We start from the raw sequence: 25945 nt of genomic DNA, 5'->3' as shown, positions 1-25945 counted from the left end.
CATGACGCATACCGTACCACCCGGTTTGGAGCGGGCGGTCCGCTGGTCGATGAGTATGGTCAAACGTCTGGTGGTTTGGTGGGTTGGTCCGGGATCATGTGCCCGTGGCGATGCGCCTGGAGATAGGGCAGTTCGTGCTCGCCGTGAAAGGCGTGTGGGCGCGGACTCCTGGTTATCTGCTGGGAACGGTCACGACCCTTTTCGGGGTGCTGGTCGCCACTCAGGCATGGGCCATGGGCGAATGGGTCGAGACTGGCCCGTTCGGGATAGGCGATCCTGACGGCGAAAGCGTCTTGGCGTTTCTCGGCCTCCTTTCCGGTGCGGTGACGACGGTCGTCGGCCTGTCCATCTTGATGGTGCGATGGTCCGGCTACGACTCCCGGACCGCGCCGGTACGCCGGCGACGCCCCCGCAGCAGGACTGGTTCGTGGAAACAAGGAGTTCGGTGAAGCGCTGGTCATGGCGGTTGCTGTTCGCGGTTGTGTTGGCGTTCTCGGGAATGGCGGGGCAGGCCGAGGCCGGGCCCGTTCCCGAGAGCGATGTCGGCGATGACCAGGAGATCGCGGTCTTCCTGTGCGCGCCGACCGTGTGCAGGTGTGACAAACGGCATGCGACGGCGAGGCAGCGGCGCGACATGGAGGCTTTCCTGAACTCCACGCCTGGCGTGACCGAGGTCAGGTTCGTGAGCCGGGCGGCGTCCTATGCGGAGTTCCGGCGGGAGTTCGCCGGTCAGCGGAAGATGCTGGACGAGGTGCGGGCCAAGGACATGCCGGAGTCGTTCTGGATCCGGGTCTCCGAGGTGGCTGATCGGGCTCACATCGTGAATGCGGCCGATCGGCGGCCCGGGGTCGGGCTGGTGGTCGATCAGCTGGAGACCCGTCGCGTGACCCGGCCGGACTGGAGTGTGGAAGTCTCCGTGTTCCTCTGCACGGGCGATTCCTCCTTGCCCGAGTGCCGGCACGGGCGGGGAGGGGCGAACAAGAATGCCGCCACCGCCAAGGAGAAGAAGGCGATCGTCGCCGTCATCGAGCGGATTCCCGGCCTCGAATCGTATGAATACGAGGACCAGAAGACGGCCTATCGCCATTTCGTCGAGACGTACGCGGACAATGAGACGTTGATCGCGGCTACCAGGGTGTCGGACATGCCCGAGTCGTATCGGCTGTCGATACAGCCGGAGGTGAACCGCGGTCCCTGGCGTCACCGGCTCGCGAAGATGCCGGGGGTCAGCCAGGTGTGGGACCACGAGTGCGTGTCGCAAGGGGCGCGGCTCTGGTCCGAATACGGGCTGCAGGACGTCGAAGCCCGAACCCGGGAATGCGAGTAGCAGCGTCGACGCGCGAGCGTTCTGTTCAAGACCGGGGGGCGGCGTACGGCTGAGACTGCGCTCATGTCTCAACAGACCTTCACCCCAGCCCTCGGACGGCTGAAGTTCACCCGCCTGTACGACCCGGTCGTCGCTCTGACGCGGGAACGCCTGTGGCGCAGCCTGGTGGCCATGCACGTCGCCCCCAGACCCGACGACACGATCGTGGACGTCGGCTGCGGCACCGGTTCGCAGGCCATGCTGCTCCACCGCCTCGAACCGCGGGCCCGGATCGTCGGCGTCGACCCCGATCCGGAAACGCTGGCCCAGGCGCGGCGCAAGAGCAGGGCGAACGGCACGGCCCCGGAATGGCGGCTCGGCATGGGGGACGCGCTGACCGGCCTGCTGGGGCCGGGTTCGGCCGACACGGCGGTGTCGAGCCTGGTCCTCCACCAATGTCCGCTGCCGATGAAACGCGCGATCCTCGCCTCGATGCACGCCGTGCTGCGGCCGGGCGGCAAGCTGGTGATCGCCGACTACGGGTGGCAGCGGACGGCGTCGATGCGGCTGGCGTTCCGTGTCGTGCAACTGGCCGACGGGGTGCGGGACACGCAGCCCAACGCGGACGGCGTGCTGCCGGAGCTGATGACCGACGCGGGGTTCGCGGACGTCCGCGAGGCGGAGGTCGTGCGGACGGTGACCGGCTCAATCTCCGTCTACGTCGCCGACCGCGGCTGACCGGCGCAGCAGCGGCAGCACGGTCGCCGGCGTGAGCCCCAGCATGTCGCGCAGCTGCCGGTGGAAGTGGGCCTGGTCGGCGAAGCCGCCGTCGAGCGCCGCCTCGGCGATCGAGCGGCCGTCGGCCAGGGCGCGGGCCGCGCGGGTGAGCCGCCGCCAGATGCGCCATCGGGCGAGCGGCATGCCGAGTTGCAGCCGGGCCAGCGCGCGCAGGCGTTGGGGGAGAGCCCGGCCTGCGCGGCCGCGTCGGCGACCAGGAGGTTGCGCGACGTCAGCACCTCCATCGCCACCACCAGGCGCGGATCGAGCGCCCCGGACGGCCGAGGTGACGCGACGAGACGGAAGTCGTCCTCGCGGAGGGCATGCAGGTCGGCGGCCACGGTGATCACACCGCCGGCGGACGGGGCGCCGGGCTCGGAGGCGCAGCGGTCGCGCAGGGCGGACGCGTACGAGCACTGCGGCTCGACGAACCAGATGCGGACGTGCGGCGCCCCGGGCATGCGGTGCCGGACCATGGGCGGGATGATCAGGGCCGGGCCGCGATGACACGTGCCCCGCTCGTCGATGACCGCCACCTCGCCCGCCACGGCGGCCGTCACCTGGTACGCGGCGTGACGATGGAGCGAGTTGTCCGCCGACGGCCCCTGGTACGACGCGTACCCCTCACCGATGAAGAACCGGCTCGTCATCCCTCACCCCCTCTGCCGGACCACCGCCCATCGTGCCGGAGATCAGGACCCGGGGGATCAGCTCCACGTGGCGCGCTTGAGCACGCCGGCCAGCCCGTAGGTGTTCCAGGCGTCCACCACCAGGATCCTGGACTGCGGCAGGAACCACTCCTTCTCGTTCCACCTGGCGGTGGTGCGGCCGGTGTCGTTCGTCACGCAGCGGTTCGGCCAGGTGGTGTACTTCGCCTTGTGTCCGGCGCCCATCGGCCGCAGCCCGCGGTAGGACGCCTTCTCGCCGGGATACCAGCTCAGGTTGGAGTTGAACGGGCACGGGATCACCCCGCTGAACGGATGGAACTGCTGCTTGCCCGTGTACGTGACGGAACCGCCGCCGACCGGCACGTTCGTGTAGTCCTTCGGCCCGAAGATCCAGAAGCCCTCGCAGTCGGGCGCGAACGGCTCCGGCTTCTTGCACAACAACCCGGTCACCACCACGACGTGGTCGCCCGACCGGTACACCTTCCAGTCGGCGGGGATCCGCAGCGTCATGCCGCGGAAGGAGAGCGTCTTCCCGGCGGAGGAGGCCGAGGCGAGGGACGCGGTCGCGGGCAGCGCGGTGGCGGAGGCAGCGGTCAGGGCGGCGAGGAGGAGAGGGATCTTTCTCATGGTTCGGGAAGGTACGCACTCCCACTTGCGGAGGGCTGGCCATCTACTTGGAGGAGGTCCGTCGTGGGTGGGTATGGGGTAAAGCATGATCTTCCTGAGACGGGCCGCGCTGATGGCCGTCCTCGCCTTTCTGGTCATCCCGATCACCGAGGTCGTCGCCGCGCCGCAGCCGGCCGCGGCGCAGTTCGGCGCGCGCACCCAGGCAGGCGCCGAGGCCAGTACGGCGCGGGCCCGGCGCATGCTGGCCCAGCTACGGGTCGCCAGGCCCTTATCCCTGCGCGGCTACACCCATCGCCGGTTCCAGCCCAAATGGGGACGTCACAAGGGAAGGTGTGACGTACGCGAGACCGTCCTGGCCCGGGACGGGCGGCGGGTGCGCAGGAACGCGGCCTGCCATCCGGTCAAGGGCGTCTGGTACAGCCCGTACGACGGCAGGCGGTTGAAGAGCGAGCGCCTGGTGGACGTCGACCACGTCGTCCCGCTGGCCTACGCCTGGCGCTCCGGCGCCAAGAGGTGGAGCCAGGCGCGGCGGCGGGCCTTCGCCAACGACCTCACCCGTCCTGAGCTGGTCACCGTCAGCCATTCCGCCAACATCGCCAAGGGCGGGCAGGGGCCGCAGAGCTGGCGTCCGCGCCGCCGCGCCTACTGGTGCCGCTACGCGACCTCGTGGATCACCGTGAAACACCACTACCGCCTGTTCGTGACGCGCAGCGAGCGCGTGGCGCTGTCCAACATGCTGCGCACCTGCGGCCGCTGACCGCCCGTGCATCCGGCCGGCCGTACGTTCACGCCTGGCCGGGAGCGAGCAGTTCCTTGAGCGCCCGAGCCGTCGCGCGCGGGAAGGCCGTGTTGCCGTTGTGGCCGCCCGGCAGCGTGACGGGCTCGGTGCCGAGCAGCTCCGCCAGCGCGAGCGCGCAGCGGTAGGTGTGCACCGAAGGCCGGGTGGCACGGCCGATCGCCGGGATCACCCGGGTCCCGGTGCCCACCGTCTCCGCCGGGGCGAGGTCGTCCTCCATGACGGCAGTGAACTCCGTCCCGATGAAGAACCCGAAGTTGGCCTGCCGCCTGGCCGTGAGCGGCTGCGGGGTGAGCCCGTCCTCGCTTTCGTCGTGGGCCGGGTCGATGCCGAGGTGCCGGGTGATCGCGGGGACGGCCGCGGCCAGCCCCCTTCCGCGTGCGCCCGCTGGATGGCCGCCAGCTCGGCCACGTGCTCGGCGCGGCCGGCGGCGGGCAGCAGGTTCGGCAGCACGGGCTCGTGCGCGATCAGCGTGCCGAGCACGCCGGGGTGGCGGGCCGCGACCCGCAGGCCGATCGCGGCCCCCATGCTGAACCCGGCCATCAGGGCGGGCCCGTCGGCGACCTCGGCGAGCAGCCGCGCGACGTCGTCGGCGTGGTCGGCCATGGTGACGGGCGGCGCGGCGGGGTCGAGGGTGCTGCGTGACAGGCCGCGCCGGTCGTAGGTGACGACGGTGAAGGCGTCGGCCAGGAGCGGCACGAGGTCGGCGGTGCGGTCGGCGTCGCCCTCGCCGCTCTGCGACAACAACAGGACCGGGCCGCTGCCCTCGACCTGGAAGTGAAGGGTGGCGCCTGGGACGGGAAGGGCGTTCATGTGGGTCTCCTCCGTGAGAGAAAAGCATCTAAATCGATGCATCGATATAGATGTATCATGACTTCATGAACGGAGTCGAACTGTTCCTGCTCGGCCGCACCCTCATGAAGATCGGCGAGCAGGCGATGCCTCAACCGAAGGGCGACGGCCCGCGCGGCTCGGTCCGTACGGTGCTCGTCGTCCTCGGCGACGTGGTGGCCCATCCCGGCACGACGGTCAGCGAGATCGCGGCGCGGACCGGCCTGCCGCAGAGCCAGGTGTCCACGGCCGTCGCCCGGCTGGAGTCCACGGGGTCGGTCGAGGGCGTGCCCGATCCGGCCGACCGGCGGCGGCGGCTCATCCGTCCCGCGGCGACGCCGTCCGCCCGGGTCGCCGAGGTCAGGGCCGCCACGATCGACGACGCCCTCGCCGCCGTCCTGCCCGATCCGGGCCCCGAGGCGGTCCGCGAGGTCACCGCCGCCCTGGAGGTGCTGGCCCGCCATCTCACGCCGGAGGTCGCCGCCCGCGTGCGCGATGTCGAGGGGGCGGCCGGCGTCCTACGATCTCAACCGTGAAGACACCGGCACGCAGTCTCTATGTCATCGTGTGCGCGGCCGGCCCGGCCGGCGACGTGGCCAGGCTCGTCGTCCCGGCCCAGGACGAGGGCTGGGCCGTCCAGGTCGTCGCCACGCCGTCGGCGCTCGACTTCGTCGACGTGCCGGAGCTGGAGCGCCTGACCGGGCGCCCGGTCCGCAGCCGCTACCGCAGGCCGCACGAGCCCAGGCCGCCCAGGGCCGACGCGATCATCGTCGCTCCGGCCACGTACAACACGATCAACAAGTTCGCCATGGGCGTCGCCGACACCTACGCGCTCGGGCTGCTGGCCGAGGCTCCGGGGCTCGGCATCCCCGTGGTCGTCCTGCCGTTCGTCAACAGCGCGCTCGCCTCCCGCGCGCCCTTCCGGCGCAGCGTGGAGGAGCTGCGGTCGGAAGGGGTGCGCGTCCTGATCGGGCCGGGGCAGTTCGAGCCGCACGCCCCGAGCGCGGGCGACGGCAACGACACCTACGTTTGGGAGAGCGCCCTCACGGCGCTGCGCCCCTGACGGGAGGCCGGCGGGCCGCGGGCCTTGTCGAACGAGATTCGCGAATGACATTCTGGAATTCGGAACCTCGTCCCCGGAGGACGCATGGACAAGGAAGCCCTCCGCCGCAAATACCTCGAAGAGCGCGACAAGCGGCTCCGCCCGGACGGCAACGACCAGTACGTCCGCCTCACCGGCCGCTTCGCCCACTACCTCGACGACCCGTACACGCCGAGGACCGAGCGCGAACCGAAGACCGACCACGTGACGGTGGCCGTCGTCGGCGGCGGGTTCGCCGGGCTCGTCACCGGCGCCCGGCTCAGGGAGGCGGGGGTCGACGACGTGCGGATCGTCGAGAAGGGCGGCGACTTCGGCGGCACCTGGTACTGGAACCGCTACCCGGGAGCCCAGTGCGACACCGCGTCGTTCGTGTACATGCCGCTCCTGGAGGAGACCGGCCACATGCCGACGGAGAAGTACGCGCACGCCCCCGAGATCCTCGAACACTGCCGCCGCATCGGCAAGCACTACGGCCTGTACGACGACGCGCTCTTCCACACCGAGGTCCAGGACCTGGAGTGGGACGCGTCCCGGTCGCGCTGGACAGTCCGCACGAACCGCGGCGACGCGTTCACCGCCCGGTTCGTGGTCATGGGCATCGGCCCCCTGCACGTGCCCAAACTCCCCGGCATCCCGGGCATCGACGACTTCCGCGGGCACGCGTTCCACACCAGCCGCTGGGACTACGACTACACCGGCGGCGACCCCACGGGCGCGCCCATGGACCGGCTGGCGGACAAGCGCGTCGCCGTCATCGGCACGGGCGCGACGGCCGTCCAGTGCGTGCCGCACCTGGCCCGCGCCTGCGCCGAGCTGTACGTGTTCCAGCGCACCCCCTCCTCGGTGGACGTACGCGACAACCGGCCCACCGACCCCGCCTGGTTCGCCGGGATCGCCACCGCGGGCTGGCAACAGCGCTGGCTGGAGAACTTCACCGGCAACCAGACCGGCGGCCTGGTCGACGAGGACCTGGTGATGGACGGCTGGACCGACATCGCCCGCCGCGTCCGCGCCCGCATCGCGGCCCTCCCGCCCGAGGACCTGACCCCGGAGAAGATGGCGCAGGCGTACGAGGACTCCGACTTCGAGAAGATGGAGGAGATCCGGGCCCGCGTCGACGCGATCGTCGCCGACCCGGAGACCGCCGCGAGGCTCAAGGCCTGGTACCGCCAGCTCTGCAAGCGTCCCTGCTTCCACGACGAGTACCTGCAGTCCTTCAACGTGCCGGGCACCCACCTGGTGGACACCGACGGCAAGGGCGTCGAGCGCGTCACCGGGCGCGGGGTGGTGGCCGCGGGCGTCGAGTACGAGGTCGACTGCGTCATCTACGCCTCGGGCTTCGAGGTGACCACCGACTACACCCGGCGCGCCGGCTACGAGCTGACCGGCCGCGACGGCGTCCGGCTCACCGACCGCTGGGCGGACGGCATGCGCACCCTGCACGGCATCCACGTGCACGGCTTCCCGAACGCCTTCGTCGTCCAGCCCACGCAGGGCGCGAACCTCATCTCCAACATCCCGCACAACCTCACCGAGGCCGGCCGGACGATCGCCACGATCGTCAGCCACGCGCTCGACCAGGGCTTCGACGAGGTCGAGGCGACGCGGGAGGCCGAGGACGCCTGGATCGAGCTGCTGCTGTCGGGCCCGGGAAGCATCCTGGGCGCCTCCGCCGACTGCACGCCCGGCTACTACAACAACGAGGGCCACGACCCCGGCAGGAAAGGCCGGCTGAACATCGGCCATCCACAGGGGGCGATGGCGTACTTCGCCTACATCGACAGCTGGCGCACGTCGGGGGCGTTCGAGGGGCTGGAGTTCCGCAAGCGCGCAGAGGCGGAATGATCCGGCCGCTCGCGCTCGCGCTCGGGCGAACGCGATATTTGCGCGGATTCGTCAGGGATGGGCACTAGTTTCGTCCACCATGAGCTACGACCTGTACTTCGGCTCGGAGGGCGACGAGCCGCGCCCGCCGGACATGGTGGCCTGGAACAACGTCGTCACCCAGGCCCCGCGCGCTCCTCGGCGACGTGACGATCTTCGAGGACCCGCCCAACTGGGACCTCGAGCACGAGGGCACCGGCATCTCCGTGAACCACTGGGAGGGCGGCTGGGGGATCAGCGTGCCGTACCGGTGGCACGGTGAGGCCGCGAGCCGGGTCGTGGACCTGATGTACCAGGTGGCGCGGATCGTCGAGCGGGAGTCGGGGCTCGACGGCAACGATCCCCAGCTCGGCTGCCCGCTCGCGGACGCGGACGCCGCGGCGGCGGTCAGCATGTTCGACGCGGTCGCGGTGCGCTACGGGAGGGTCTGACCCACCTATCTGAACGATCGGTCGTTAATGTATGCTGGCGGCATGGCCGACGTGAAGGAAGACGGTCGCCGGGCGCGCGGGCAGCGCAGCCGCGAGGCGATCCTCGGGCAGGCCGTGTCACTGGCCTCGGTGCACGGTCTGGACGGGCTGACCCTGGGCCGGCTGGCCGAAGCCGCCGGGGTCAGCAAATCCGGATTTTTCGCACACTGGCGGGATAAGGAGCAACTCCAGCTCGACACCATCGAGTGGGCCGTCCGCCAATGGACCGACGAGATCGTCAAGCCCGCGCTCAAGGCCGCTCCCGGCGTGGCCCGCGTCCTGGCCCTGCACGAGGCCCGCCTGCGCTTCTACGAGAAGGGCGTCCTGCCCGGCGGGTGCTTCTTCTACACGGCGCGGGTGGAGTTCGACGACCGTCCAGGCCCGGTCAAGGACCGGGTGGCCGAGTCGATGGCCGACTGGCTGAGGTTCATCGAGCGGCTGGTCCGGGAGGCGGTCGAGCTGGGGGAGCTGCCCCCGGAGACCGACCCGGCGCAGCTCGCGTACGAGATCGACGCCCTGGGCGAGGCCGTGGTCACCCACACCCGCCTGCTCGGCAGGGGCGAGGCCGCCTACGAGCGGGCCCGCCGAGCCGTCCACGACCGACTGAAGGAGCTCGCGTGATCCAGACCCGCCCCGCCCAGGTGCACTTCGACGACCTCGACGCGATGGGCCTGCTGCACAACTCGCGTTACGCCCTGCTGGTCGAGCGCGCGATCTCCGCCTACTGGGCCGAGCAGGGCTGGAGCTTCGACCCGGCGATCTCCAAGTTCAAGGACCTCTACCTGGCCGTACGCGAGTTCAAGATCACCTACAACGCGCCGGTCATGGGGGCGGGCGAGGTGCTGGTCGACTTCTGGATCGACCGCATGGGCCGCACCAGCGGCGTCTACGGCTTCCGCGTCCTGTCCGAGGACCGCTCGGTCGTGCACGCCGAGGGCTACCGCGTCAACGTCAACCTCGACCCGCAGACCTTCCGGCCCACGCCGTTCAGCGCCGAGCTGCGTACCGCCGCCGAGCCGCTGATGGTGGGCTGAGCCGCCGACGGTAGACCCTGCACTACTGCGGGCCGCTCCCGTCCCCGGATACGGTCACCGGGTGGGAAACAGGACCGCGCTCGAAGCGCTCACGCAGCGGCCGCCCGCCTTCCTGCGGTCGGCCTGGCCGTGGCGGTGCGTGGCGTACCTGCTGGGCAGCGTGGTCCCGGGGGCGGCCGTCGCCCTCGGGGTCACGGTGGTCGGGCTCACCGAATCGCCGGCCGGCCTGCTGCTCGTACCGGTGCTGCTGGCGCTGGTCGTGCCGCTGATCGCCCGGTTCGAACGCGTGCGGCTGCGCCTGGTGGACACCGTGCCGCTGCCGCAGGTGCCCGACCGGCGCCGGCGGGAGGCCGGGGTCGCGGTCATGACGGTGTTCGCCATGTGGTGGATCGACCTGGTCATGCTGGGGTTCACCGTCGGGGGGCCGGTCCTGCTGATCCTGTCCCCCGTGGTCCAGCCGGAGGCCGTGCCGGCATTCGGCGCCGTGGCGAGCGTGGCGGGGGTGCTGCTGCTGCCGGTGGCGGCGTACACGATCACGGCGTGGGGCGGTGCGCGCGGGGCGATGGTCAGGGCGGTGCTCGCGCCGGCCGGGTCGGAGCTGAGCGAGGTCATGCGGTCGCGGGCGCGCCTGGTGGACGCGTTCGAGACCGAGCGCCGCCGGATCGAGCGGGACCTGCACGACGGCGCGCAGCAGCGGCTGGTCGCCCTGTCGATTACGCTCGGCCTCGCCCGGCTGGACGTGCCCGAGGACTCGCCGACGGCCCGGATGCTCGACGCGGCGCACGACGAGGCCAGGCAGGCGCTGGCCGAGCTGCGCGAGCTGATCCGGGGCGTGCACTCGCAGGTGCTCACCGACCGGGGGCTGGGCGCGGCGATCCGCGACGTGGCCGGACGCTCGCCCGTCCCCGTGGACGTGGACGCCGAGGAGCTCGGCCGGCTGCCCGCGCCCGTCGAGGTCACCGCGTACTACGTGGTCAGCGAGGCGCTGGCGAACGTGGCCAGGCACAGCGGAGCCACCAGGGCCGCGGTCACCGCCCGGACGGCGGCCGGCACGCTGGCCGTCGAGGTGCGCGACGACGGCGTCGGCGGCGCGGACCCGGCGAGGGGAACGGGGCTGACCGGCCTGGCCGACAGGCTGGCCGTGGTGGCGGGAAGATTGTCGGTGTCCAGCCCGCCGGGCGGCCCGACCCTGGTACGAGTGGAGATCCCGTGCGCGTCGTGATCGCTGAGGATGCCGTGCTGCTCCGCGAGGGGCTGGCCGGGCTGCTCGAACGCTTCGGCCACACCGTGGCGGCCTCGGTCGGCGACGCCGACGCCCTGGTCGCGGCGGTCGCCGAGCACCGCCCCGACGCCGTGGTGACCGACGTGCGCATGCCCCCGAACTTCACCGACGAGGGCCTGCGCGCCGCGCTCGCCCTGCGCCGCCGCCACCCCGAGCTGGCCGTGCTCGTGCTCAGCCAGTACGTCGAGCAGACCTACGCGGCCGAGCTGCTGGAGTCCGGCGACGGCGCGGGCGTCGGCTACCTGCTGAAGGACCGGATCGGCGACGTGCGCGAGTTCGTCGACGCGCTCGACCGGGTGGCCGCGGGCGGCACGGTCGTGGACCCGGAGGTGGTGCGCCAGCTGCTGCGCCGGCGGCGCGACCCGCTGGCCCGGCTCACCCCGCGCGAGCAGCAGGTGCTCGGCCTGATCGCCGAGGGCCGCGCGAACGCCTCGATCGCCAGGGAGCTGGTCGTCACCGACGCCGCCGTGGCCAAGCACATCGCCGGCATCTTCACCAAGCTCGACCTGCCGCCGGAGGCCGACGGCCACCGCCGGGTCCTGGCCGTGCTGGCCTACCTTCAGGGATGACCGGCGGGAAGTCCGAAAAGTAAGGTTCGTTGGCATGAACGAGCAGTGGCAGGAGGTCGGCGACCGGGTCTACGTGCGTCGCCATGAGTCCTTCGACCTGAACACGGGCCTGATCGTGGGCGACGGGCACTGCCTGGTGCTCGACACCCGCAGCTCCCACCGGGAGGCGGCCGACCTGATCGACGCGATCAGGACGATCACCGGTTACCCGTGGACGGTCGTGAACAGCCATTCACATTTCGACCACTACTTCGGCAACGCGCTCTTCCGTCCCGCCGAGATCTGGAGCCACGTCCGGTGCGCCGAGGAGATCGACGTCTACGGCGAGCGGCACCGCGCGGACGTCATGGAACGGCTGCCCGACCGCCGCGCGGAGATGGAGGAGGTCGCCGTCGTGCCGCCCGACCACACCTTCACCGCCTCGGCCAGCCTCGACATCGGCGGACGCATGGTGCACCTGCGGCACTTCGGGCTCGGCCACAGCAGCAACGACATCGTCGTGCACGTGCCGGACGTCGGCGTGGTGTTCGCCGGTGACCTGGTCGAGGAGGGCGCGCCGCCGGCGTTCGGCGACTCCTACCCGCTCGACTGGCCGGTCACGACGGCCGCGATGCTCGCCGCGCTGCCCGATCCGGTGTTCGTGCCGGGGCACGGCGCGGTGGTCGGCCGGGCCTTCGTCCAGGAGCAGCAGGCCGAGCTGGCGCTGGTGGCGGAGCTGGCCGCGAAGGCCCACGTGGAGGGGCTGCGCGACTCGATCACGCGCTTCCCGTACCCGGAGGAGGTGGCGCGGCAGGCGATCGAGCGGGCCTTCCTCCAGCTCGACAGGTGAGCTATATTGCAACTTGCAATATAGGGGGAGGCAACATGGCACAACGCAATGGCCTGGTCGACCTGACCGTGCTCGCCCTGCTCACGCTGCACCCGAGCCACCCCTACGAGCTCCACCGCTTCATCATCGACACGCACAAGGACTACATCACCGGCCTGCCGCGCAGCCTCTACCACGCGGTCGAGCGGCTGGCCAGGGACGAGCTGATCGCCCCCGCCGCGACCGGCCGCGAGGGCCGCCGGCCCGAGCGCACGGTCTACGAGATCACCGACGAGGGCCGCGAGGAGCTGATCACCCGGCTCCGGCGGCTGCTGGAGCAGCCCGACCCCGACCGGCGCGCCTTCGTGGCGGCCATCTCGCTGATCGGCTGCCTGCCGCTGCCCGAGGCGCAGCGGGCGCTGCGCACCCGCGCCGCCACCCTCGAAGGCACGCTCGCCGGGATGGAAGGCCACATCAAGGCCATGAACGACAGTGGCCTGCCCGAGATCCTCATGCTGGAGGTCGAGTGCGAGCAGGCGCTGCACGCCGCCGAGCTCGCCTGGATCAGAAGACTTCTCGACCGGCTCGACCAGGGCGAGCTCGCCTGGACGAGCACGACCGAGGGGTGAGAGAAGGGCCGCCGGGGTGCGCCAACACCCCGGCGGCCGGACATCCGAACACGGCGCCTGCCCTGCCCGGACGCGCAACTCCCAGGATAGGCGCCGCGACGAAAGGAGCTGTGCCATGTCCGAAGAGATCATCCGCCTGGTGGCGCGGATGACGGAGACCTGGAACGCCGGCGACTCCGCCGCCTACGCCGGCCTGTTCACCGAGGACGCCGACTACATCACGTTCTTCGGCCTGCACCTGCAGGGCAGGAAGGCGATCGAGGAGACCCACCGCGCGCTGTTCGAGACCTCCATCAAGCTCGCCGAGGGCGGCCCCGCGCCGATCGTCAGGCCGCTGACCGACGACGTCGCGCTGGTGATCGCCGGCGGCAACTCGTCGGTGGCCGGCGTGCCCGACCCGAGCAGGGAGTCCGTCGTCACGCTGACCGCGCTGCGCACGCCGGAAGGCTGGCGGTTCGCCTCCTTCCAGAACAGCCGGGTGCGCAAGCCATGAGGAAGCGGCTGATCACCGAGGTGGCCGGGGTGATCGGCGCCCCGGCCGAGCAGGTGTGGCAGGCCCTGACGCGCTCGCTGCCCGCACACCACATGACCGTCGAGAAGGACGGGTACACCGTCGCCTACCAGGGCGGCTGGTGGTACCGGGGCGAGTGGACCGTGCTCCCGCACCCCGAGGGCGCCCGCGTGGAGCACCGCGTCTACGACGTGGCCGAGTGGGGACGCTGGGGCGTGCCCCTGGCCAACCGGTTCTTCATCGGGTTCGGGCAGCGGACGAGGAAGGGCTTCGCCGAGGGCATCGCCCGCATAGGGAGAGAATTGGGGTGCTCCGCCAGGCTGTCCTAGGCTGCTGGCCATGAGCCTGGTGTGGGAACCGCTGACCCCTGACGACGCCGAGGCGCTCGCCGCCCTCCTGGCCGCGATCGAGGCCGAGGATCGCACGGGCGAGGTCCACGACCTCGACGACGTCAGGGAGCAGCTCGGTCACCGCCTGATCGACCTGGCCGCGGGGACGCTCGCGGCCAGGGAGGGTGGCAGCATCGTCGCCTACGGCTACCTGCCGGCCCGGCAGTCCGCCACCGACACCCACGTCATGCGGCTGTCGGGCGGCGTGCACCCCGCCCACCGCAGGCACGGGCTCGGCCGGCGGATCGTCGACTGGAGCCTGGCCGCGGCGCCGGGGCTGAGCGAGCGGGCCTTCCCCGGCGTCCAGCCGGAGATCCACCTCTACGTGCCCGACACCAACCTCGGGCTGAAGGCACTGGCCGAGGGCGCCGGTTTCGTCGCCAACCGCTGGTTCGCCCACATGGGACGTTCGCTGTCGGGCGACCTGCCGGCCTTCGCGCCGCCCGCCGGGGTGACCGTCACCCCCTGGTCTCCCGACCTGGACGAGGGCGCCCGCCGCGTACGCAACGAGGCGTTCCTCGACCACTGGGGCAGCGTCCCGCACACCCCGGAGAGCTGGCGCGACTACATCGTCGGCTCCCAGAACTTCCTGCCCGAATCGTCGTTCGTGGCCCTGCACGAGGGACGGGCGGTGGGCACGCTCATCACCCACACCTTCGAGGGCTACAACGAGCTGGCCGGCGAGCGCCGGGCCTGGATCCAGATCATCGGCACGCTCAGGGAGTGGCGGGGCAAGGGCGTGGCCAGCGCGCTGATCGCGCACGCCCTGGCCGCCTTCCGCGCGCAGGGGTTCGACACGACCGGGCTGGGCGTCGACGCCGACAACCCCACGGGAGCCGTCAGCGTCTACTCCCGCGCCGGCTTCGAGATCTTCCAGCGCAGTACGAACTACGCCCTGGCCGTCAAACCGGGCTGAGCGCCGCCTCCGCGAGAGGGAACCGGGCCACGAAACCGGCGTCCGTGTACGTGAGCGTGCCGCCGTGCAGGTGGGCGATGTCCCTGGCGATGGGCAGGCCGAGCCCGGCGCCGCCGGCGTCCCTCGCCCGCGCCTCGTCCAGGCGGGTGAAGCGGCCGAAGACGGCCTCGCGCTGCTCCGGCGGGATCCCCGGGCCGTCGTCGTGCACCTCCAGCACGGCCTGGCCCTCCTCGGCGCGCACCCGTACGCGTACGGCCGAGGCGGCGTGCCGTACGGCGTTGTCGGCCAGGTTGGTGACCAGCCGGTCGAGGTGGGCGCGGGAGCCGTTCAGCACCACGTCGGGCTCGACGTCCAGCTCGACCCTGATCTCCGGGCGCCGCCTGGCGCGCAGCGACTCCTCGGCCGCCACCTGACCCAGGTCCAGCTCGTCGGTGCGCAGCGGCTCGCCGGCGTCCAGCTTGGCCAGCATGAGCAGGTCGGCGGCCAGCGACTGCAGGCGTTCGACGTCGGCCAGCGCCTCGCGGGTGAGCTCGCTCTGCTCGGCCAGTTCGAGCCGGGCACGCAGGGTGGCGATGGGGCTGCGCAGCTCGTGCGCGGCGTCGGCGACGAACCGCTTGTGCCGGCCCACCGCCGTCTCCAGGCGGTCGAGGGTGCCGTTCACGGTGGTGGCCAGGGCCGCGATCTCGTCCTTGGAGCCCGGCACCGGCACGCGCTGGTGCAGGTCGCGGGCCGTGATGTCGGCCACCTTGGCCCTGATCGCGGCCACGGGGGCCAGCGCGCGGCCCACCGAGAACCAGGTCATCCCGGCCACCACGAGCAGCAGGGCGGGCACGCCGGGCAGCAACGCGCCGTACAGGGCCTGGACGGCCTTCTGCACGCCGTCCAGGGAGACCCGCGACCAGAGCGTGGCCGGGCCGGTCGGCGTGCTCACCTGGAGCCCCGCGACGGCGTAGTCGGCCGGCTGCGCCCACAGGGCGGGCGAGCCGGTGGCGCGGCCGGCCAGGACGAGGTCGGGATCGGCGAGCCGTACCACGGACAGGTCGTCCACCAGGATCGTGCTCGACTGGGCGGCGGTCGTCCTGGCCGCCGGCGTCGCCCCGTCGGGCATGATCGGCACCGTCTCCGCGTACGGCATCGCCGCCACGGCGCGCCGGGCCGCCTCCTCGCCCGCGTTGCCCTCCAGCGTGCCGCGCAACGCCATGACCAGCACCAGGGCGGCCACGCCGAGTGCCAGGGCGACCACCAGCGTCGCCGCGACGGTGGCCCGCACCCGCACCGACGACAGCCCGGCCGGCACCCGCCCCCACTTCGGCCGTCGTTCGAGCAGCGCCCTCATGCCGCCTCCAACCGGTAGCCCGCTCCCCGTACGGTCACCAGCGTCGTCCGGCCGAACGGCAGGTCGATCTTCCTGCGCAGGGCGCTGATGTACACCTCGACGATGTTCGGGTCGCCGTCGTAGGAGAAGTCCCACGCCTGGGCCAGCAGCTCGCTCTTGGAGACCACCTCGCCGGGGCGGCGGGCGAGCGCGTGCAGCACCGCGAACTCCTTCGGCGTCAGCCCGACCTCCACCCCGCCCCTGCGGCAGCGCAGGCCGGCCGGGTCCACCACCAGGTCGCCGACCGTGATCGTCACCGGCCGCTCGGTCCCGCCGCGCCGCACCAGGGCGCGCAGCCGGGCCAGCAGCACCACGTACGAGAACGGCTTGGCCAGGTAGTCGTCCGCGCCGTTGTCGAGCGACTCGGCCTCGTCGTAGACGCCGTCCTTGGCGGTGAGCATCATGATCGGGGTCCAGTCGCCCGCCTCGCGCAGCCGGGAGCAGACCGTGTAGCCGTTCATCCTGGGCAGCATCACGTCCAGGACGATCACGTCGTAGGCGTTCTCGGTCGCCATCCACAGGCCGTCGCGCCCGTCGTGGGCCACGTCCACGGCGAAGCCCTCGCCCGCCAGCCCGCCCTTGATCAGGCCGGCCAGCCGTTCCTCGTCCTCCACCAGCAGCACTCGCACGACGTCCAGAGTGCCTGAGCGAACCTAAAGCCAACCTGAAGATCATTTAGGGCGCGTTCAGGGTCGCTTCAGGTGCGGGCGAGCACGCTCGGGGCGTTCGGATGGATTCCACTGAGGAGAATGCATGTTCAAGCGACGTCTCGCGGTCCTCGGCACGGTGGGGGTGCTCGCGCTCTCGGTCCTGGGCGGCTCCGCCCTGGCCGACGGAACCCCGGCCCCCGACGCCACCACCGCCACCGCCACCACGGCCGCGGTGTCCTGCCGGACGCCGGACGGCAAGGAGGTCAAGCTCGCCGATGGCCCGGCGGCCCGCGTGTTCGTCATGCGCGACGAGAAGGGGGAGCGGGCGGACGGCGCGCCGGAGCTCAAGGCCGAGCAGGGACGCGTGATCGAGCTCGCCCCCGGGACCGTCACCGAGGCCGCACCGACCACCCCTCAGGCCGGCACCGAGGCCGCGCCCACCGTCCCGGCGACCCCCTGACCGACGCCGAGAGCGGGCCCACCGAGCCGAGCGACACCCTTTCCGAGGGTGAGGCGGTACGGATGGTCCCGGCGCTGCCCGCGACCGAGCTTCCCCCGGGCGCCGTGAAGCTGGACGACCACAGCAAGGTCGTCCACATCGTCTGCGCGCCCGCCGAGCCCGCCAAGTAGGTTCACTCAGGGAACGACGGGTGCGGGCCGAGCGCCCAGTACTCGTACAGGCCGTGGCCGACGAGCCCGTCGTACTCGAAACGGCCGACGGCGTCGACCAGGCCCCACATCCTGGCGGCGTCGTCGGGCAGCCGGTACGTCACCCCCTGCACGACCGGCCCCGGCCCCTGGTACATGCCGTGCCGCCACTCCGGCTCCAGCCCGTATCCGGTGCCGGCCATGAGGTGGACCGGCAGCACCGGCGTGCAGCGCACCTCGAACGGCTTGCCGCCCGGCGGCGAGAAGGCGATCACGGCGTCCACGACGTCCCGGGTGCCCGGGGCGTAGACCGGGCGGTAGTCCGGCCGGCCGAGATACTCCTCCTCCCGCCCGTCCGTCCAGACGCGTACGGCCTCCTCCAGCAGCCGCCGGCCACGGTGGTCCTCCTGGATGATGCACAGGATGGCGTGGTCGTCGAACTTCATCGGGGTGTACAGCCAGTAGAACGTGCCGGGGTTGTTCGCCTGGATGCCGGGCGGCTCGGGTTCGCCGACCGGCCGCACGCCCCATGACCGGTCCCTGGTGCCGAGCCAGCGGTCGGGGGTGACCGGGATCACCTGGTCGCCGACGGTGATGCTGCCGGACCAGCGGCCGGTCTGGGCGAGCCGCACCGAGTCGAACATCACCCGTTCCTGCCATCGCAGGAAGTGGCGGGGTTCGAGGGTCGCCGGGATCGTCCCCTCCCAGTCGAGCTCGAAGGACAGGCCATGCTCGGACGGCTCCAGGATCACGCGGAGCCGCTTGAGCCCTTCGATCACCTCGACCCGGAAGGGGCCGATCCTGGTGTCCATCCGGTCGGGACCCAGCTCGCGCGAGGCCCGCACGACCCGGTGCAGGTCGCCGTGCCGTACGCAGGCGAAGGCGTCGGTGACGCCGAGGTTGGGGTACTGGCCGAGGCCGACGATCAGCATGAGCTCGTCGGTGCCGGCGTGGCAGTTGAAGTAGTAGCGGTCGTAGAAGTTGCGGTCGGAGGTGGCGACGTGCCGCATGACCTGAGCGGTCTGGTGCACGGGGTGATCGTCGAGCGGTGACAGCGCCATGCTCGGGTTTGTAGCAAGCGCTTGGTGAACAGTCAACGGACCGGAACGCGGAAGCGCGCCCCCGCTCTGGTGAGAGCGGGGGCGCGCTTCCGGTCCGGATCAGGGCATGTTGTGCGATGCCTGGTCCGTCTTGTTCTGCACGTTGGACGCCATCCGGTCCGCGGAATGCGCGGTCCTGTCCGCCTTTTCACCGACCCAGCGTGATGCATCGGAGGCAGAGTCCTTCATGTGCTCGGTCCACTGCTGGGCGTTGCGACGGTAGGCCATGTAGCCGATCGCGCCGACCGCAAGACCGGTCAGCAGCACCATCGTCGGCCACCGCCGTGACCGGGACGGTTTCGGGTCGATTCTCTTGGCCGCCGCCGACAGCATCCTGCTGACCTTGGGGGCGACCTGATCCTCGAACCCGTGCGCCGCGGCGTCGAGCCGGGGCGCCGCCCAGTAACGGGCGTCTTCGATGCGCTGTACGGTGGCCACCTTGGCCTGGTCCGCCATTGGCGCCATGCGATGGCCGGTCTTGACGGCCTGGGCCTTCATACGGCCCATCCACGTGGCGGGTACCTCTATTACCACGCGGCGTCTCTTCAGTGTCAGGGACACGACAACCTCCCCTGTCGTTGGGGCCCCGCGCTTGACCTTCCCTGGACAAGGCGGCTCAATCATGGCGGTCCATGGGAGGATGGCTCAGGAGGCCGAACGGCCATATTCCGCAGAACATCACATACAACCCTGTACATAGAGGGGGGCAGCTGTCTCGTGGCTGAGAAGCTGATCGCAAATCTGAAGACCAATCGCGGCGATATCAAGGTCGAGCTTTTCCCGAACCAGGCGCCGAAGACCGTCCGGAACTTCGTGGAGCTCGCCGAGGGCACCCGTGAGTGGACCCATCCGGAGTCGGGCGAGAAGAGCACCGCCCGTCTGTACGACGGGACCATCTTCCACCGGGTCATCTCCGGTTTCATGATCCAGGGCGGCGACCCGCTCGGTCAGGGCATCGGCGGCCCCGGCTACGAGTTCGACGACGAGATCCACCCGGACCTCTACTTCAACCGGCCCTACCTGCTGGCCATGGCCAACGCGGGCGTCCGGTTCGGCAAGGGCACCAACGGCTCGCAGTTCTTCATCACGGTCGTGCCCACGCCGCACCTCAACGGCAAGCACACGATCTTCGGTGAGGTCGTCCAGGGCCAGGACATCGTCGACGCCATCGCCAAGACCGACACCGACCGGCGCGACCGTCCCGTCCAGGACGTCGTCCTGGAGTCGGTCACCATCGAGCGCGTACAGGGCTGAGCCGATCCCTGACGGGGGCGGGCCATCCACGGGTCCCGCCCCCTTCGGGCAGGCCCGTCACAGCCCTGATCGACCGCACACAGCTGGGTCCGGTACGTCATAGGCTCTGGACATGACCAGCCAGCCGCCCAGCCCGCCCTCGCAGCCCGAGCAGCCCGCCGAGGCGGTCCCCACGTGCTACCGGCATCCCGGCAGGGAGACCTGGGTCCGCTGCCAGCGCTGCGACCGGCCCATCTGCCCCGACTGCATGCGCGACGCCGCCGTGGGCTTCCAGTGCCCCGAATGCGTCGCCCAGGGCAACCAGGGCTTCCGCCAGGCCCGCTCCACCTTCGGCGGCCAGGTCGTCAGCACGCCGTACGTCACGTGGGCCATCCTGGCCATCAACGTCCTCGTCTTCGGCGCCCAGTACCTCGTGCCCGCCGTCACCGGCGCGCTGCAGATGTGGCCGGCCGGAGTGGCGGTCTTCGGCGACTACTACCGGCTGGTCAGCGCCGCGTTCGTGCACGCCGGCGTCTTCCACATCCTGTTCAACTGCTGGGCGCTCTACGTCGTCGGCCCCTATCTGGAGCGCGCCTTCGGCCACGTGCGTTACACGGCCCTCTACCTCGTCAGCGCCGTCGGCGGCAGCGTGCTCAGCCTCTGGCTCGACCCGCTCGGCCAGCCGACCGTGGGCGCGTCCGGAGCCATCTTCGGCCTCTTCGGCGCCGTCTTCGTGGTGGGCCGCAAGCTCAACATGGACGTACGCGGCATCGCCATGCTCATCGTGATCAACCTGGTGATCACCTTCGTGTTCCCCGGCATCAGCTGGACCGGGCACGTCGGCGGCCTGATCACCGGCTCGGTGCTGGCGGGAGCGATGGCCTACGCCCCCAAGAACAACCGGACCCTGTGGCAGGTGCTGGCGATCGCGGGAGCGCTGGCCGTGCTTGCCGTGCTTGTGATGGCCCGGACCTCGGCGATCCTGAGCTCGATCTGACTTCCCCAGGCTGTGGAAAAGACTGTGGAAAGAACTAACGCCAGCGGGTGGAAAGAACCACACCGAAGATGATGAATACAAACCCGATCAGCAGGTTCCAGTTCTGGAGGTCGCTGAAGAAGGGCGCCTGCGGGGCGACGTAGTAGATCGCGATCCACAGGATGCCGATGATCCAGGACACCACCATGGTGGGGGCCAGCCAGCGCGGGCTGACCTTGACCTGCTGGGACTTCTGGGGCGGCGTGTAAACCGCCTTCTTGCGAGCCTTGGGCTTGGGCACTGGGTAACTCCTGCTGAGGGCCTGGGCTTCCGGATCGTCCACAGGCTCTTCGTTAAGCGTAGTTGTAGCGTGCCCCAGGATAGTCGCCACGCGCACGACATGGCGATCCCCCACGTCGGGAGATGTCATGAATACGCTGACGACATGCGGTCCATCTTCCGGGCCGTGGGGGAGCTGAGCATCACCGCCGGCCTGGTCCTCATGTTGTTCTGCGCCTACCTGCTCTGGGGCACCGGCGCCTACACCAAGAGCCAGCAGTTGTTGCTCCAGCGCGAGCTGGCCGCCGACAAGGCGGAGCGCGACCGCGGCCGCATCGACAAGATCGAGCTCGGCAAGGCCGTCGCCATGCTGAGCATCCCGAGGCTCGGCCGCGACTACCGGTACGCCATCGTCGAGGGCGTGGACGCCGAGCACCTGAAGAAGGGCCCGGGACACTACCCCGACAGCGCCATGCCCGGCCAGATCGGCAACTTCGTGGTCTCGGGCCACCGGACCACGTACGCGGCCCCGTTCAACGAGCTCGACGAGCTCGAACGCGGTGACGAGATCGTCGTGGACGCCCGCGAGGCCCGCTACACCTACCGCGTCACGTCCCAGGACGTCGTGGAGCCCACGGAGGTGGAGGTGCTCGCCCCCGTGCCCGGCAAGCCCGACATCCGTCCCATCCGCGCCTACATCACCCTCTCCACCTGCCACCCCGAGTACTCCGCCGCCCAGCGCCTCATCGTGTACGGGGTCCTCAAGGAGACCGAGCTCAGAAAGGAATGACATGTACGGCTGGATCTGGCGCAAACTGCCCGACGATCCCCGCCGCAAGGTACTGGTGGCCGCCTTGCTGGTCGCTGTCGTGGGGGTCGTACTCTGGTATGCCGTGTTCCCGCTCCTGGAGCCGGCGGTGACGCTCGACGAGGTGACCGTAAGAAGATGACCCGCGTGCTGGTCGTGGACAACCACGACAGCTTCGTCCACACGATCGTCCAGTACCTGCGCGTGCTGGGCGCCGACTGCGACGTGCGCCCGCGCGACGTCGTGAGCGTGCGCGACGGCGACGCCTTCGACGGCGTGCTCGTCAGCCCTGGGCCGGGCACCCCGGAGGCGGCCGGCGTGAGCGTGCCCCTGGTGCTGCGCGCGGCCGAGCGCGGCACGCCCCTGCTCGGCGTCTGCCTCGGCCACCAGGCCATCGCGGTCGCCTTCGGCGCCACCGTGGCCCGCGCGCCCGAGCTGGTCCACGGGCGCACCAGCGCCGTGCACCACGACGGCAAGGGGGTCTTCGAGGGCCTGCCGTCGCCGGTGCCGATGACCCGCTACCACTCGCTCGCCGTGCTGCCGGAGACCGTCCCCGAAGTCCTCGACGTGACCGCCCGCACCGACGACGGGGTCATCATGGGCCTGCGCCACCGCCGGGCGCCCATCGAGGGCATCCAGTTCCACCCGGAGTCGGTGCTGTCCGAGCACGGCCACCGGCTGCTCGGGAACTGGCTGCACGGGATCGTGTAACGCCCGGCTCGCACAGAGCGACTACCAAATGAACGCCCCCGCCGTTGCCCCCGAGCGGCGGGGGCGTTCTTCGCGCCCGCCCTCCAGAAGAACCCCCACCACCCCTGACCTTCCGGCACGCCGCCCTCCTGGTCTCCTGGCAAGGCGGGACGCCCGCCACCCTCTGCCCTCCCTGCAATGCGGGGCGCTTGCCGGCCCCTTCGGCGTCTTGCGGTGGAACGACGAAGGCCGCCCTTCCCGGGTGGGGAGGGCGGCCCGTGATGCTCGGTCAGCCGTTGAGGCCGTCGTCGCCGATCGGGTTGTCCTCGGTCGGCTCGTCGGACGGGAAGTCCGTCTGCTCGTCGGTCGGTTCCTCGGTCGGCTGCTCGTTGGTGGGCGGCGGAGCCGTCTCGGGGCCGGTGGACACCACGATCGTGATCGTCGTGTTCGGCTGCAGCTTCTGGCCCGCACCCGGGTTCTGCTGGATGACCGTGCCCTCGGCCTGGTCACTGGCCTGCGGCGACACCTTCACCTTGAAACCGGCGCCCTTGAGCGCGGCGATGGCGTCCTGCTGGGTGTAGCCGATCACGTCGGGCAGCTCGGTCAGCTCGAACGGCACGTAGAGGGTGACGCTGGCGTCCTTCTCGATCTCGGTGCCGGCCGCCGGCTTGGTCTCGAAGACCTTGCCCTGAGGCTTGGCGGACTGCTTGGTCTTGACCACGCCCTTCAGCCCGGCGTCGTCGAGGGCCTTCATCGCGTCCTCGGTGCTCATGCCGATGAGCCCGGCCGGTACGGCGACCTTCTCCTTGCCCTTGGACACGACCAGCTTGACCGTGGCGCCCTTCTCGACCTTCTCGCCCTCCGCCGGCTCGGTGCGGATCACCGTGCCCTTGCCGAACTCGTCGCTGGCCTCCTGCACCACCTCGGGCTTCAGGCCCAGGGTGATGAGCGCCTTCTGCGCGGGATCCAGCTTCTGCGTGGCCAGGGCCGGGATGGTGACCGAGGCGTCGGTGGGCGCGGCCTTGGTGCCGAACACCAGGTAGCCGACCGTGACGAAGGCGCCGATGATCAGCAGCGGGATGATGATCCACAAGGCTGTCTTGACCGCGTTGCCGCCACCGCCGGAAGCCCTGCGCCGCCCCACGCGGCTGCCGTCGCCGTCGCCGTACTCGTACGGCGGGACCGCGCCGGTGCGCTGCGTGGCCGGGCCCTGCGCCGCCTGGGTGGCGGTCATCATGCGGGTGCCCTGGTTGAAGTTCCCGGTCATCGCCATCGTCTGGGCGTCGACCGGCATGCCGGACATGGCCCGCTGGATGTCGGCCCGCATCTCGCCGGAGTTCTGGTAGCGGTGGGCCGGGTCCTTGGCCATGGCCTTGAGCACGATCGCGTCGGCCCACGCCGGGATCTCGCGGTCGATCTGCGAGGGCGGGATCGGGTCTTCGCGGACGTGCTGGTAGGCGATCGCCACCGGGGAGTCGCCGGTGAACGGCGGCTGGCCGGTGAGCAGCTCGTACAGCACGCAACCGGTGGAGTAGATGTCGCTGCGGGCGTCGACGCGCTCGCCGCGGGCCTGCTCGGGCGACAGGTACTGGGCGGTCCCTATCACCTGCGCCGTCTGGGTCATGGTGGCGGCCGAGTCGGCCATCGCGCGCGCGATGCCGAAGTCCATCACCTTGACGTCGCCGGCACGCGTGATCATCACGTTGGCCGGCTTGATGTCACGGTGGACGATGCCGCCGCGGTGGCTGTAGTCGAGCGCGCGCAGGATGCCGTCGACCAGCTCGGCCGCCCGCTCGGGCAGCAGCCGGCGGTCCTGGCGCAGCAGGTCGCGCAGCGTCCGGCCGTCGACGTACTCCATGACGATGTAGGGCACCGGGGTGCCGTCGGTGACGTCTTCGCCGGTGTCGTAGACCGCGACGACGGCGGGGTGGTTCAGTGAGGCCGCCGACTGCGCCTCGCGGCGGAAACGGGCCTGGAAGGTGTGATCGCGCGCAAGGTCGGAGCGGAGGGTCTTGATCGCGACTATGCGGTCCAGCCGGATGTCTCGGGCGCGATACACCTCGGCCATGCCGCCGCGCCCGACGACACCGTCGAGCTCGTAACGACCTCCGAGTAGCCGAGGCTGAGTCATTTCCTGCACTGTCCCTTACCGTTCATCTTGGGTACCGGCCTGCTCGGGGGGGCCGCCGGTGTCCATCATCGACCCCGTAGCGCATCACGTCTCCTCCTTCGGCGGGTTTGTGCCACCCGGGTCCGGCGAAGCGGTTGGTGTCGGAGTTGTCGGTGTCCTGCTGGGCGTTGGGGTGGTGGGGGTGGGAGTCGGGGTACGGGTGGTCGGGGTTGGCTTCGGTGTCGGCTTCTTCGTAGGAGTAGCCGACTTGCTTACCGTAGCCGACCGCGAGGGTACCGGCCGCGTCGACTTCACCGGTAGCGCCGGGGGGCGGCGCGTGTGTTTCTTCGTCCGCGTGGGCCTGAGCAGCTCAGGCGACTGCATCGGGGAGTGGCTGGGTTCGGCGATCTCCGGCAGGGGCGGCGGCGTCGTATCGCGGTTGGCGAACGTGATCGCGCTCAGGCCCACCGCGGCCACGCAGCCGGCCGTCGCGACCAGCGCCAGCGTCCGCGCGCCGCGGCGGCTGCGGGCCGGCGGATCGGGCGGGCTCTGGACCGTCGTCGCGGGGGCGAGGCTCTCGGTCGCCCGCTGGTCCTCCGTGGCCGGCTCGCGCACCCGGAAGCCCGCGGGATCGGTGAACATGCTCAGGTCGGCGCCCTGCTCGACGCCCTCGACCAGCGACTGGCGCAGCACGTACGCCCGGTCGGCCGCCTCCAGCGCCGAGGCCGGACGCATCCCCGGCTCCTTGGCCAGCAGCGTCATGACCAGGTCGCGCACCGGGACGGGCACGTCCGCGCCGAGCGGCGGCGGCTGCTCGTTGAGATGCAGCAGCGCGATCGCCACCTGGCTGTCGGCCCGGAACGGCGTGTGGCCCGCCAGGCACTCGTAGGCCACCACGCCCAGCGAGTAGAGGTCGGTCGCGGGCGTGAGCGGGAAGCCCTGGGCCTGCTCGGGGCTGACGTACTGGGCCGTGCCGAGGACCGTGCCGGTCTGCGTGACCGGCGCGGCCTCCAGGGCGCGGGCGATGCCGAAGTCGGTGACCTTGATCGTGCCCTCGCGGGTGACCAGCAGGTTGCCGGGCTTGACGTCCCTGTGGATGATCCCGGAGGAGTGGGCCGCGTGCAGCGCCTTGGCGGTCTGGTGCACCACGTCGAGTGCCACCTCGGGCCCGAGCGCGCCGTTGCGCCCCAGGATGGCCGACAGCGGCTCGCCGTGCACCAGCTCCATCACGAGATAGGCCAGGTCGCTCTGCTCGCCGTAGTCGAAGATCTGGGCCACCCCGGGGTCGGCCAGGGCGGCGGTGAGTCGCGCCTCGTTGCGGAAGCGCTCGCGGAACGTGGGGTCGGCGTGCATGTGACTGCGCAGGATCTTGACCGCGACCTCGCGGCCCAGAAGCTCGTCACGGGCGCGCCACACCTCTCCCATACCGCCCGTGGCGATGCGGGAGAGCAGGAGATAGCGGTTACGGAGCCGCATG

General features: G+C 71.0%; 34 protein-coding genes. 23 read left to right on the top strand and 11 right to left on the bottom strand.

What is annotated here, in order from left to right; genetic code table 11:
- Nucleotides 1–104: 104 nt before the first annotated feature.
- From ACNF49_RS04340 to ACNF49_RS04330, 3 genes are all read left to right on the top strand, one after another.
- The gene (locus tag ACNF49_RS04340) at nt 105–449 is read left to right on the top strand and encodes a hypothetical protein (RefSeq protein ID WP_482942866.1); all 345 of its coding nucleotides are present in this window, start codon (nt 105–107) and stop codon (nt 447–449) included.
- Nucleotides 446–1327, top strand: a complete 882-nt coding sequence (locus tag ACNF49_RS04335; RefSeq protein WP_482942865.1) for a permease-like cell division protein FtsX — start codon at nt 446–448, stop codon at nt 1325–1327. The genes ACNF49_RS04340 and ACNF49_RS04335 overlap by 4 nt, the downstream gene beginning before the upstream one ends.
- Before the next feature lie 63 nt (nt 1328–1390).
- Nucleotides 1391–2044, top strand: a complete 654-nt coding sequence (locus ACNF49_RS04330; RefSeq protein ID WP_482942864.1) for a class I SAM-dependent methyltransferase — start codon at nt 1391–1393, stop codon at nt 2042–2044.
- Here ACNF49_RS04330 and ACNF49_RS04325 read toward each other — a convergent pair.
- Together ACNF49_RS04325 and ACNF49_RS04320 are read right to left on the bottom strand one after the other, a co-directional pair.
- Nucleotides 2012–2227, bottom strand: coding sequence for a helix-turn-helix domain-containing protein (locus tag ACNF49_RS04325; RefSeq protein ID WP_482942863.1), 216 nt, complete (start codon nt 2225–2227; stop codon nt 2012–2014). The genes ACNF49_RS04330 and ACNF49_RS04325 overlap by 33 nt on opposite strands.
- Before the next feature lie 563 nt (nt 2228–2790).
- Nucleotides 2791–3378: a hypothetical protein gene (locus ACNF49_RS04320; protein ID WP_482942862.1), complete on the bottom strand. Its 588-nt coding sequence runs from the start codon at nt 3376–3378 to the stop codon at nt 2791–2793.
- Between the two features lie 85 nt (nt 3379–3463).
- On the opposite strand from ACNF49_RS04320, the gene ACNF49_RS04315 reads away from it, so the two are divergent.
- Nucleotides 3464–4135, top strand: a complete 672-nt coding sequence (locus tag ACNF49_RS04315) for an HNH endonuclease family protein (RefSeq protein WP_482942861.1) — start codon at nt 3464–3466, stop codon at nt 4133–4135.
- A gap of 28 nt (nt 4136–4163) precedes the next feature.
- On the opposite strand, the gene ACNF49_RS04310 is transcribed toward ACNF49_RS04315, so the two are convergent.
- Nucleotides 4164–4394, bottom strand: coding sequence for a hypothetical protein (locus ACNF49_RS04310; RefSeq protein ID WP_482942860.1), 231 nt, complete (start codon nt 4392–4394; stop codon nt 4164–4166).
- Nucleotides 4343–4987 carry an alpha/beta fold hydrolase gene (locus tag ACNF49_RS04305; RefSeq protein ID WP_482942859.1) on the bottom strand — a complete coding sequence of 215 codons (645 nt, stop codon included), beginning with the start codon at nt 4985–4987 and terminating at the stop codon, nt 4343–4345. Before ACNF49_RS04305 ends, ACNF49_RS04310 begins: the two co-directional genes overlap by 52 nt.
- Before the next feature lie 65 nt (nt 4988–5052).
- Here ACNF49_RS04305 and ACNF49_RS04300 point away from each other — a divergent pair, with 65 nt between their 5' ends.
- From ACNF49_RS04300 to ACNF49_RS04240, 13 genes are all read left to right on the top strand, one after another.
- Nucleotides 5053–5541 carry a MarR family winged helix-turn-helix transcriptional regulator gene (locus tag ACNF49_RS04300; protein ID WP_357982860.1) on the top strand — a complete coding sequence of 163 codons (489 nt, stop codon included), beginning with the start codon at nt 5053–5055 and terminating at the stop codon, nt 5539–5541.
- Nucleotides 5538–6068: a flavoprotein gene (locus tag ACNF49_RS04295; protein ID WP_357982863.1), complete on the top strand. Its 531-nt coding sequence runs from the start codon at nt 5538–5540 to the stop codon at nt 6066–6068. The genes ACNF49_RS04300 and ACNF49_RS04295 overlap by 4 nt, the downstream gene beginning before the upstream one ends.
- 84 nt (nt 6069–6152) lie before the next feature.
- A complete protein-coding gene (locus ACNF49_RS04290) occupies nt 6153–7952 on the top strand; it encodes a flavin-containing monooxygenase (RefSeq protein ID WP_482942858.1) in 1800 nt (599 codons plus the stop codon).
- 185 nt (nt 7953–8137) lie between these two features.
- Entirely contained in the window at nt 8138–8422 is a 285-nt protein-coding gene (locus tag ACNF49_RS04285) for a hypothetical protein (RefSeq protein WP_482942857.1), read from the top strand.
- A gap of 42 nt (nt 8423–8464) precedes the next feature.
- Nucleotides 8465–9082, top strand: a complete 618-nt coding sequence (locus ACNF49_RS04280) for a TetR/AcrR family transcriptional regulator (RefSeq protein WP_482942856.1) — start codon at nt 8465–8467, stop codon at nt 9080–9082.
- Nucleotides 9079–9495 (top strand): acyl-CoA thioesterase, encoded by a 417-nt coding sequence (locus tag ACNF49_RS04275; RefSeq protein ID WP_482942855.1) that lies wholly within the window; start codon nt 9079–9081, stop codon nt 9493–9495. The genes ACNF49_RS04280 and ACNF49_RS04275 overlap by 4 nt, the downstream gene beginning before the upstream one ends.
- Before the next feature lie 61 nt (nt 9496–9556).
- Nucleotides 9557–10717 carry a sensor histidine kinase gene (locus ACNF49_RS04270; protein ID WP_482942854.1) on the top strand — a complete coding sequence of 387 codons (1161 nt, stop codon included), beginning with the start codon at nt 9557–9559 and terminating at the stop codon, nt 10715–10717.
- Nucleotides 10705–11346, top strand: coding sequence for a response regulator (locus tag ACNF49_RS04265; protein WP_482942853.1), 642 nt, complete (start codon nt 10705–10707; stop codon nt 11344–11346). Before ACNF49_RS04270 ends, ACNF49_RS04265 begins: the two co-directional genes overlap by 13 nt.
- A gap of 34 nt (nt 11347–11380) precedes the next feature.
- Nucleotides 11381–12175, top strand: coding sequence for an MBL fold metallo-hydrolase (locus ACNF49_RS04260; RefSeq protein WP_482942852.1), 795 nt, complete (start codon nt 11381–11383; stop codon nt 12173–12175).
- A gap of 35 nt (nt 12176–12210) precedes the next feature.
- Complete coding sequence (locus tag ACNF49_RS04255; RefSeq protein WP_357982888.1) at nt 12211–12783, top strand: PadR family transcriptional regulator; 573 nt, start codon at nt 12211–12213, stop codon at nt 12781–12783.
- A gap of 115 nt (nt 12784–12898) precedes the next feature.
- Complete coding sequence (locus tag ACNF49_RS04250; RefSeq protein ID WP_357982891.1) at nt 12899–13276, top strand: SgcJ/EcaC family oxidoreductase; 378 nt, start codon at nt 12899–12901, stop codon at nt 13274–13276.
- A complete protein-coding gene (locus tag ACNF49_RS04245) occupies nt 13273–13623 on the top strand; it encodes a hypothetical protein (RefSeq protein WP_357982894.1) in 351 nt (116 codons plus the stop codon). The genes ACNF49_RS04250 and ACNF49_RS04245 overlap by 4 nt, the downstream gene beginning before the upstream one ends.
- Before the next feature lie 10 nt (nt 13624–13633).
- On the top strand, nt 13634–14599 hold the full coding sequence (locus ACNF49_RS04240; RefSeq protein ID WP_482942851.1) for a GNAT family N-acetyltransferase: 966 nt from the start codon (nt 13634–13636) through the stop codon (nt 14597–14599).
- On the opposite strand, the gene ACNF49_RS04235 is transcribed toward ACNF49_RS04240, so the two are convergent.
- Nucleotides 14586–15935 carry a sensor histidine kinase gene (locus tag ACNF49_RS04235; protein WP_482942850.1) on the bottom strand — a complete coding sequence of 450 codons (1350 nt, stop codon included), beginning with the start codon at nt 15933–15935 and terminating at the stop codon, nt 14586–14588. The two genes, ACNF49_RS04240 and ACNF49_RS04235, sit on opposite strands and share 14 nt — an antisense overlap.
- On the bottom strand, nt 15932–16603 hold the full coding sequence (locus tag ACNF49_RS04230; protein ID WP_352363329.1) for a response regulator transcription factor: 672 nt from the start codon (nt 16601–16603) through the stop codon (nt 15932–15934). Before ACNF49_RS04230 ends, ACNF49_RS04235 begins: the two co-directional genes overlap by 4 nt.
- A gap of 124 nt (nt 16604–16727) precedes the next feature.
- Here ACNF49_RS04230 and ACNF49_RS04225 point away from each other — a divergent pair, with 124 nt between their 5' ends.
- Nucleotides 16728–17084, top strand: coding sequence for a hypothetical protein (locus ACNF49_RS04225; protein WP_482942849.1), 357 nt, complete (start codon nt 16728–16730; stop codon nt 17082–17084).
- A 172-nt stretch (nt 17085–17256) separates the two neighbouring features.
- Here the strand turns inward: ACNF49_RS04225 and ACNF49_RS04220 are convergent, their stop codons facing one another.
- Together ACNF49_RS04220 and ACNF49_RS04215 are read right to left on the bottom strand one after the other, a co-directional pair.
- Entirely contained in the window at nt 17257–18333 is a 1077-nt protein-coding gene (locus ACNF49_RS04220) for an Rv3169 family protein (protein WP_357982906.1), read from the bottom strand.
- A gap of 99 nt (nt 18334–18432) precedes the next feature.
- Nucleotides 18433–18870, bottom strand: a complete 438-nt coding sequence (locus tag ACNF49_RS04215; RefSeq protein ID WP_357982909.1) for a hypothetical protein — start codon at nt 18868–18870, stop codon at nt 18433–18435.
- Nucleotides 18871–19089: 219 nt separating this feature from the next.
- Between ACNF49_RS04215 and ACNF49_RS04210 the strand changes: the two genes are divergently transcribed.
- Both ACNF49_RS04210 and ACNF49_RS04205 read left to right on the top strand, forming a co-directional pair.
- Entirely contained in the window at nt 19090–19626 is a 537-nt protein-coding gene (locus ACNF49_RS04210; protein WP_357982912.1) for a peptidylprolyl isomerase, read from the top strand.
- A 112-nt stretch (nt 19627–19738) separates the two neighbouring features.
- Nucleotides 19739–20602, top strand: a complete 864-nt coding sequence (locus ACNF49_RS04205; RefSeq protein ID WP_357982915.1) for a rhomboid family intramembrane serine protease — start codon at nt 19739–19741, stop codon at nt 20600–20602.
- Between the two features lie 34 nt (nt 20603–20636).
- Here the strand turns inward: ACNF49_RS04205 and ACNF49_RS04200 are convergent, their stop codons facing one another.
- Nucleotides 20637–20882 (bottom strand): cell division protein CrgA, encoded by a 246-nt coding sequence (locus ACNF49_RS04200; RefSeq protein WP_357982918.1) that lies wholly within the window; start codon nt 20880–20882, stop codon nt 20637–20639.
- Nucleotides 20883–21026: 144 nt separating this feature from the next.
- Here ACNF49_RS04200 and ACNF49_RS04195 point away from each other — a divergent pair, with 144 nt between their 5' ends.
- Genes ACNF49_RS04195 through ACNF49_RS04185 form a run of 3 tightly spaced genes read left to right on the top strand, consistent with a single transcriptional unit; the run spans nt 21027 to nt 22379 of the window.
- Nucleotides 21027–21650, top strand: coding sequence for a class E sortase (locus ACNF49_RS04195; protein WP_482942848.1), 624 nt, complete (start codon nt 21027–21029; stop codon nt 21648–21650).
- A gap of 1 nt (nt 21651) precedes the next feature.
- Nucleotides 21652–21810, top strand: coding sequence for a hypothetical protein (locus ACNF49_RS04190; RefSeq protein WP_482942847.1), 159 nt, complete (start codon nt 21652–21654; stop codon nt 21808–21810).
- Nucleotides 21807–22379, top strand: a complete 573-nt coding sequence (locus ACNF49_RS04185; protein WP_357982928.1) for an anthranilate synthase component II — start codon at nt 21807–21809, stop codon at nt 22377–22379. Before ACNF49_RS04190 ends, ACNF49_RS04185 begins: the two co-directional genes overlap by 4 nt.
- A 268-nt stretch (nt 22380–22647) precedes the next feature.
- On the opposite strand, the gene pknB is transcribed toward ACNF49_RS04185, so the two are convergent.
- Nucleotides 22648–24489 (bottom strand): Stk1 family PASTA domain-containing Ser/Thr kinase, encoded by a 1842-nt coding sequence (gene pknB, locus ACNF49_RS04180; protein ID WP_482942846.1) that lies wholly within the window; start codon nt 24487–24489, stop codon nt 22648–22650.
- A gap of 84 nt (nt 24490–24573) precedes the next feature.
- Nucleotides 24574–25944: a protein kinase domain-containing protein gene (locus tag ACNF49_RS04175; protein WP_357982935.1), complete on the bottom strand. Its 1371-nt coding sequence runs from the start codon at nt 25942–25944 to the stop codon at nt 24574–24576.
- Nucleotide 25945: the final 1 nt, after the last annotated feature.

This window comes from Actinomadura sp. ATCC 39365 (assembly GCF_054392275.1).
Note: the sequence above shows the minus strand (reverse complement) of the source record. Positions and strands in the feature narration are given on the sequence as shown.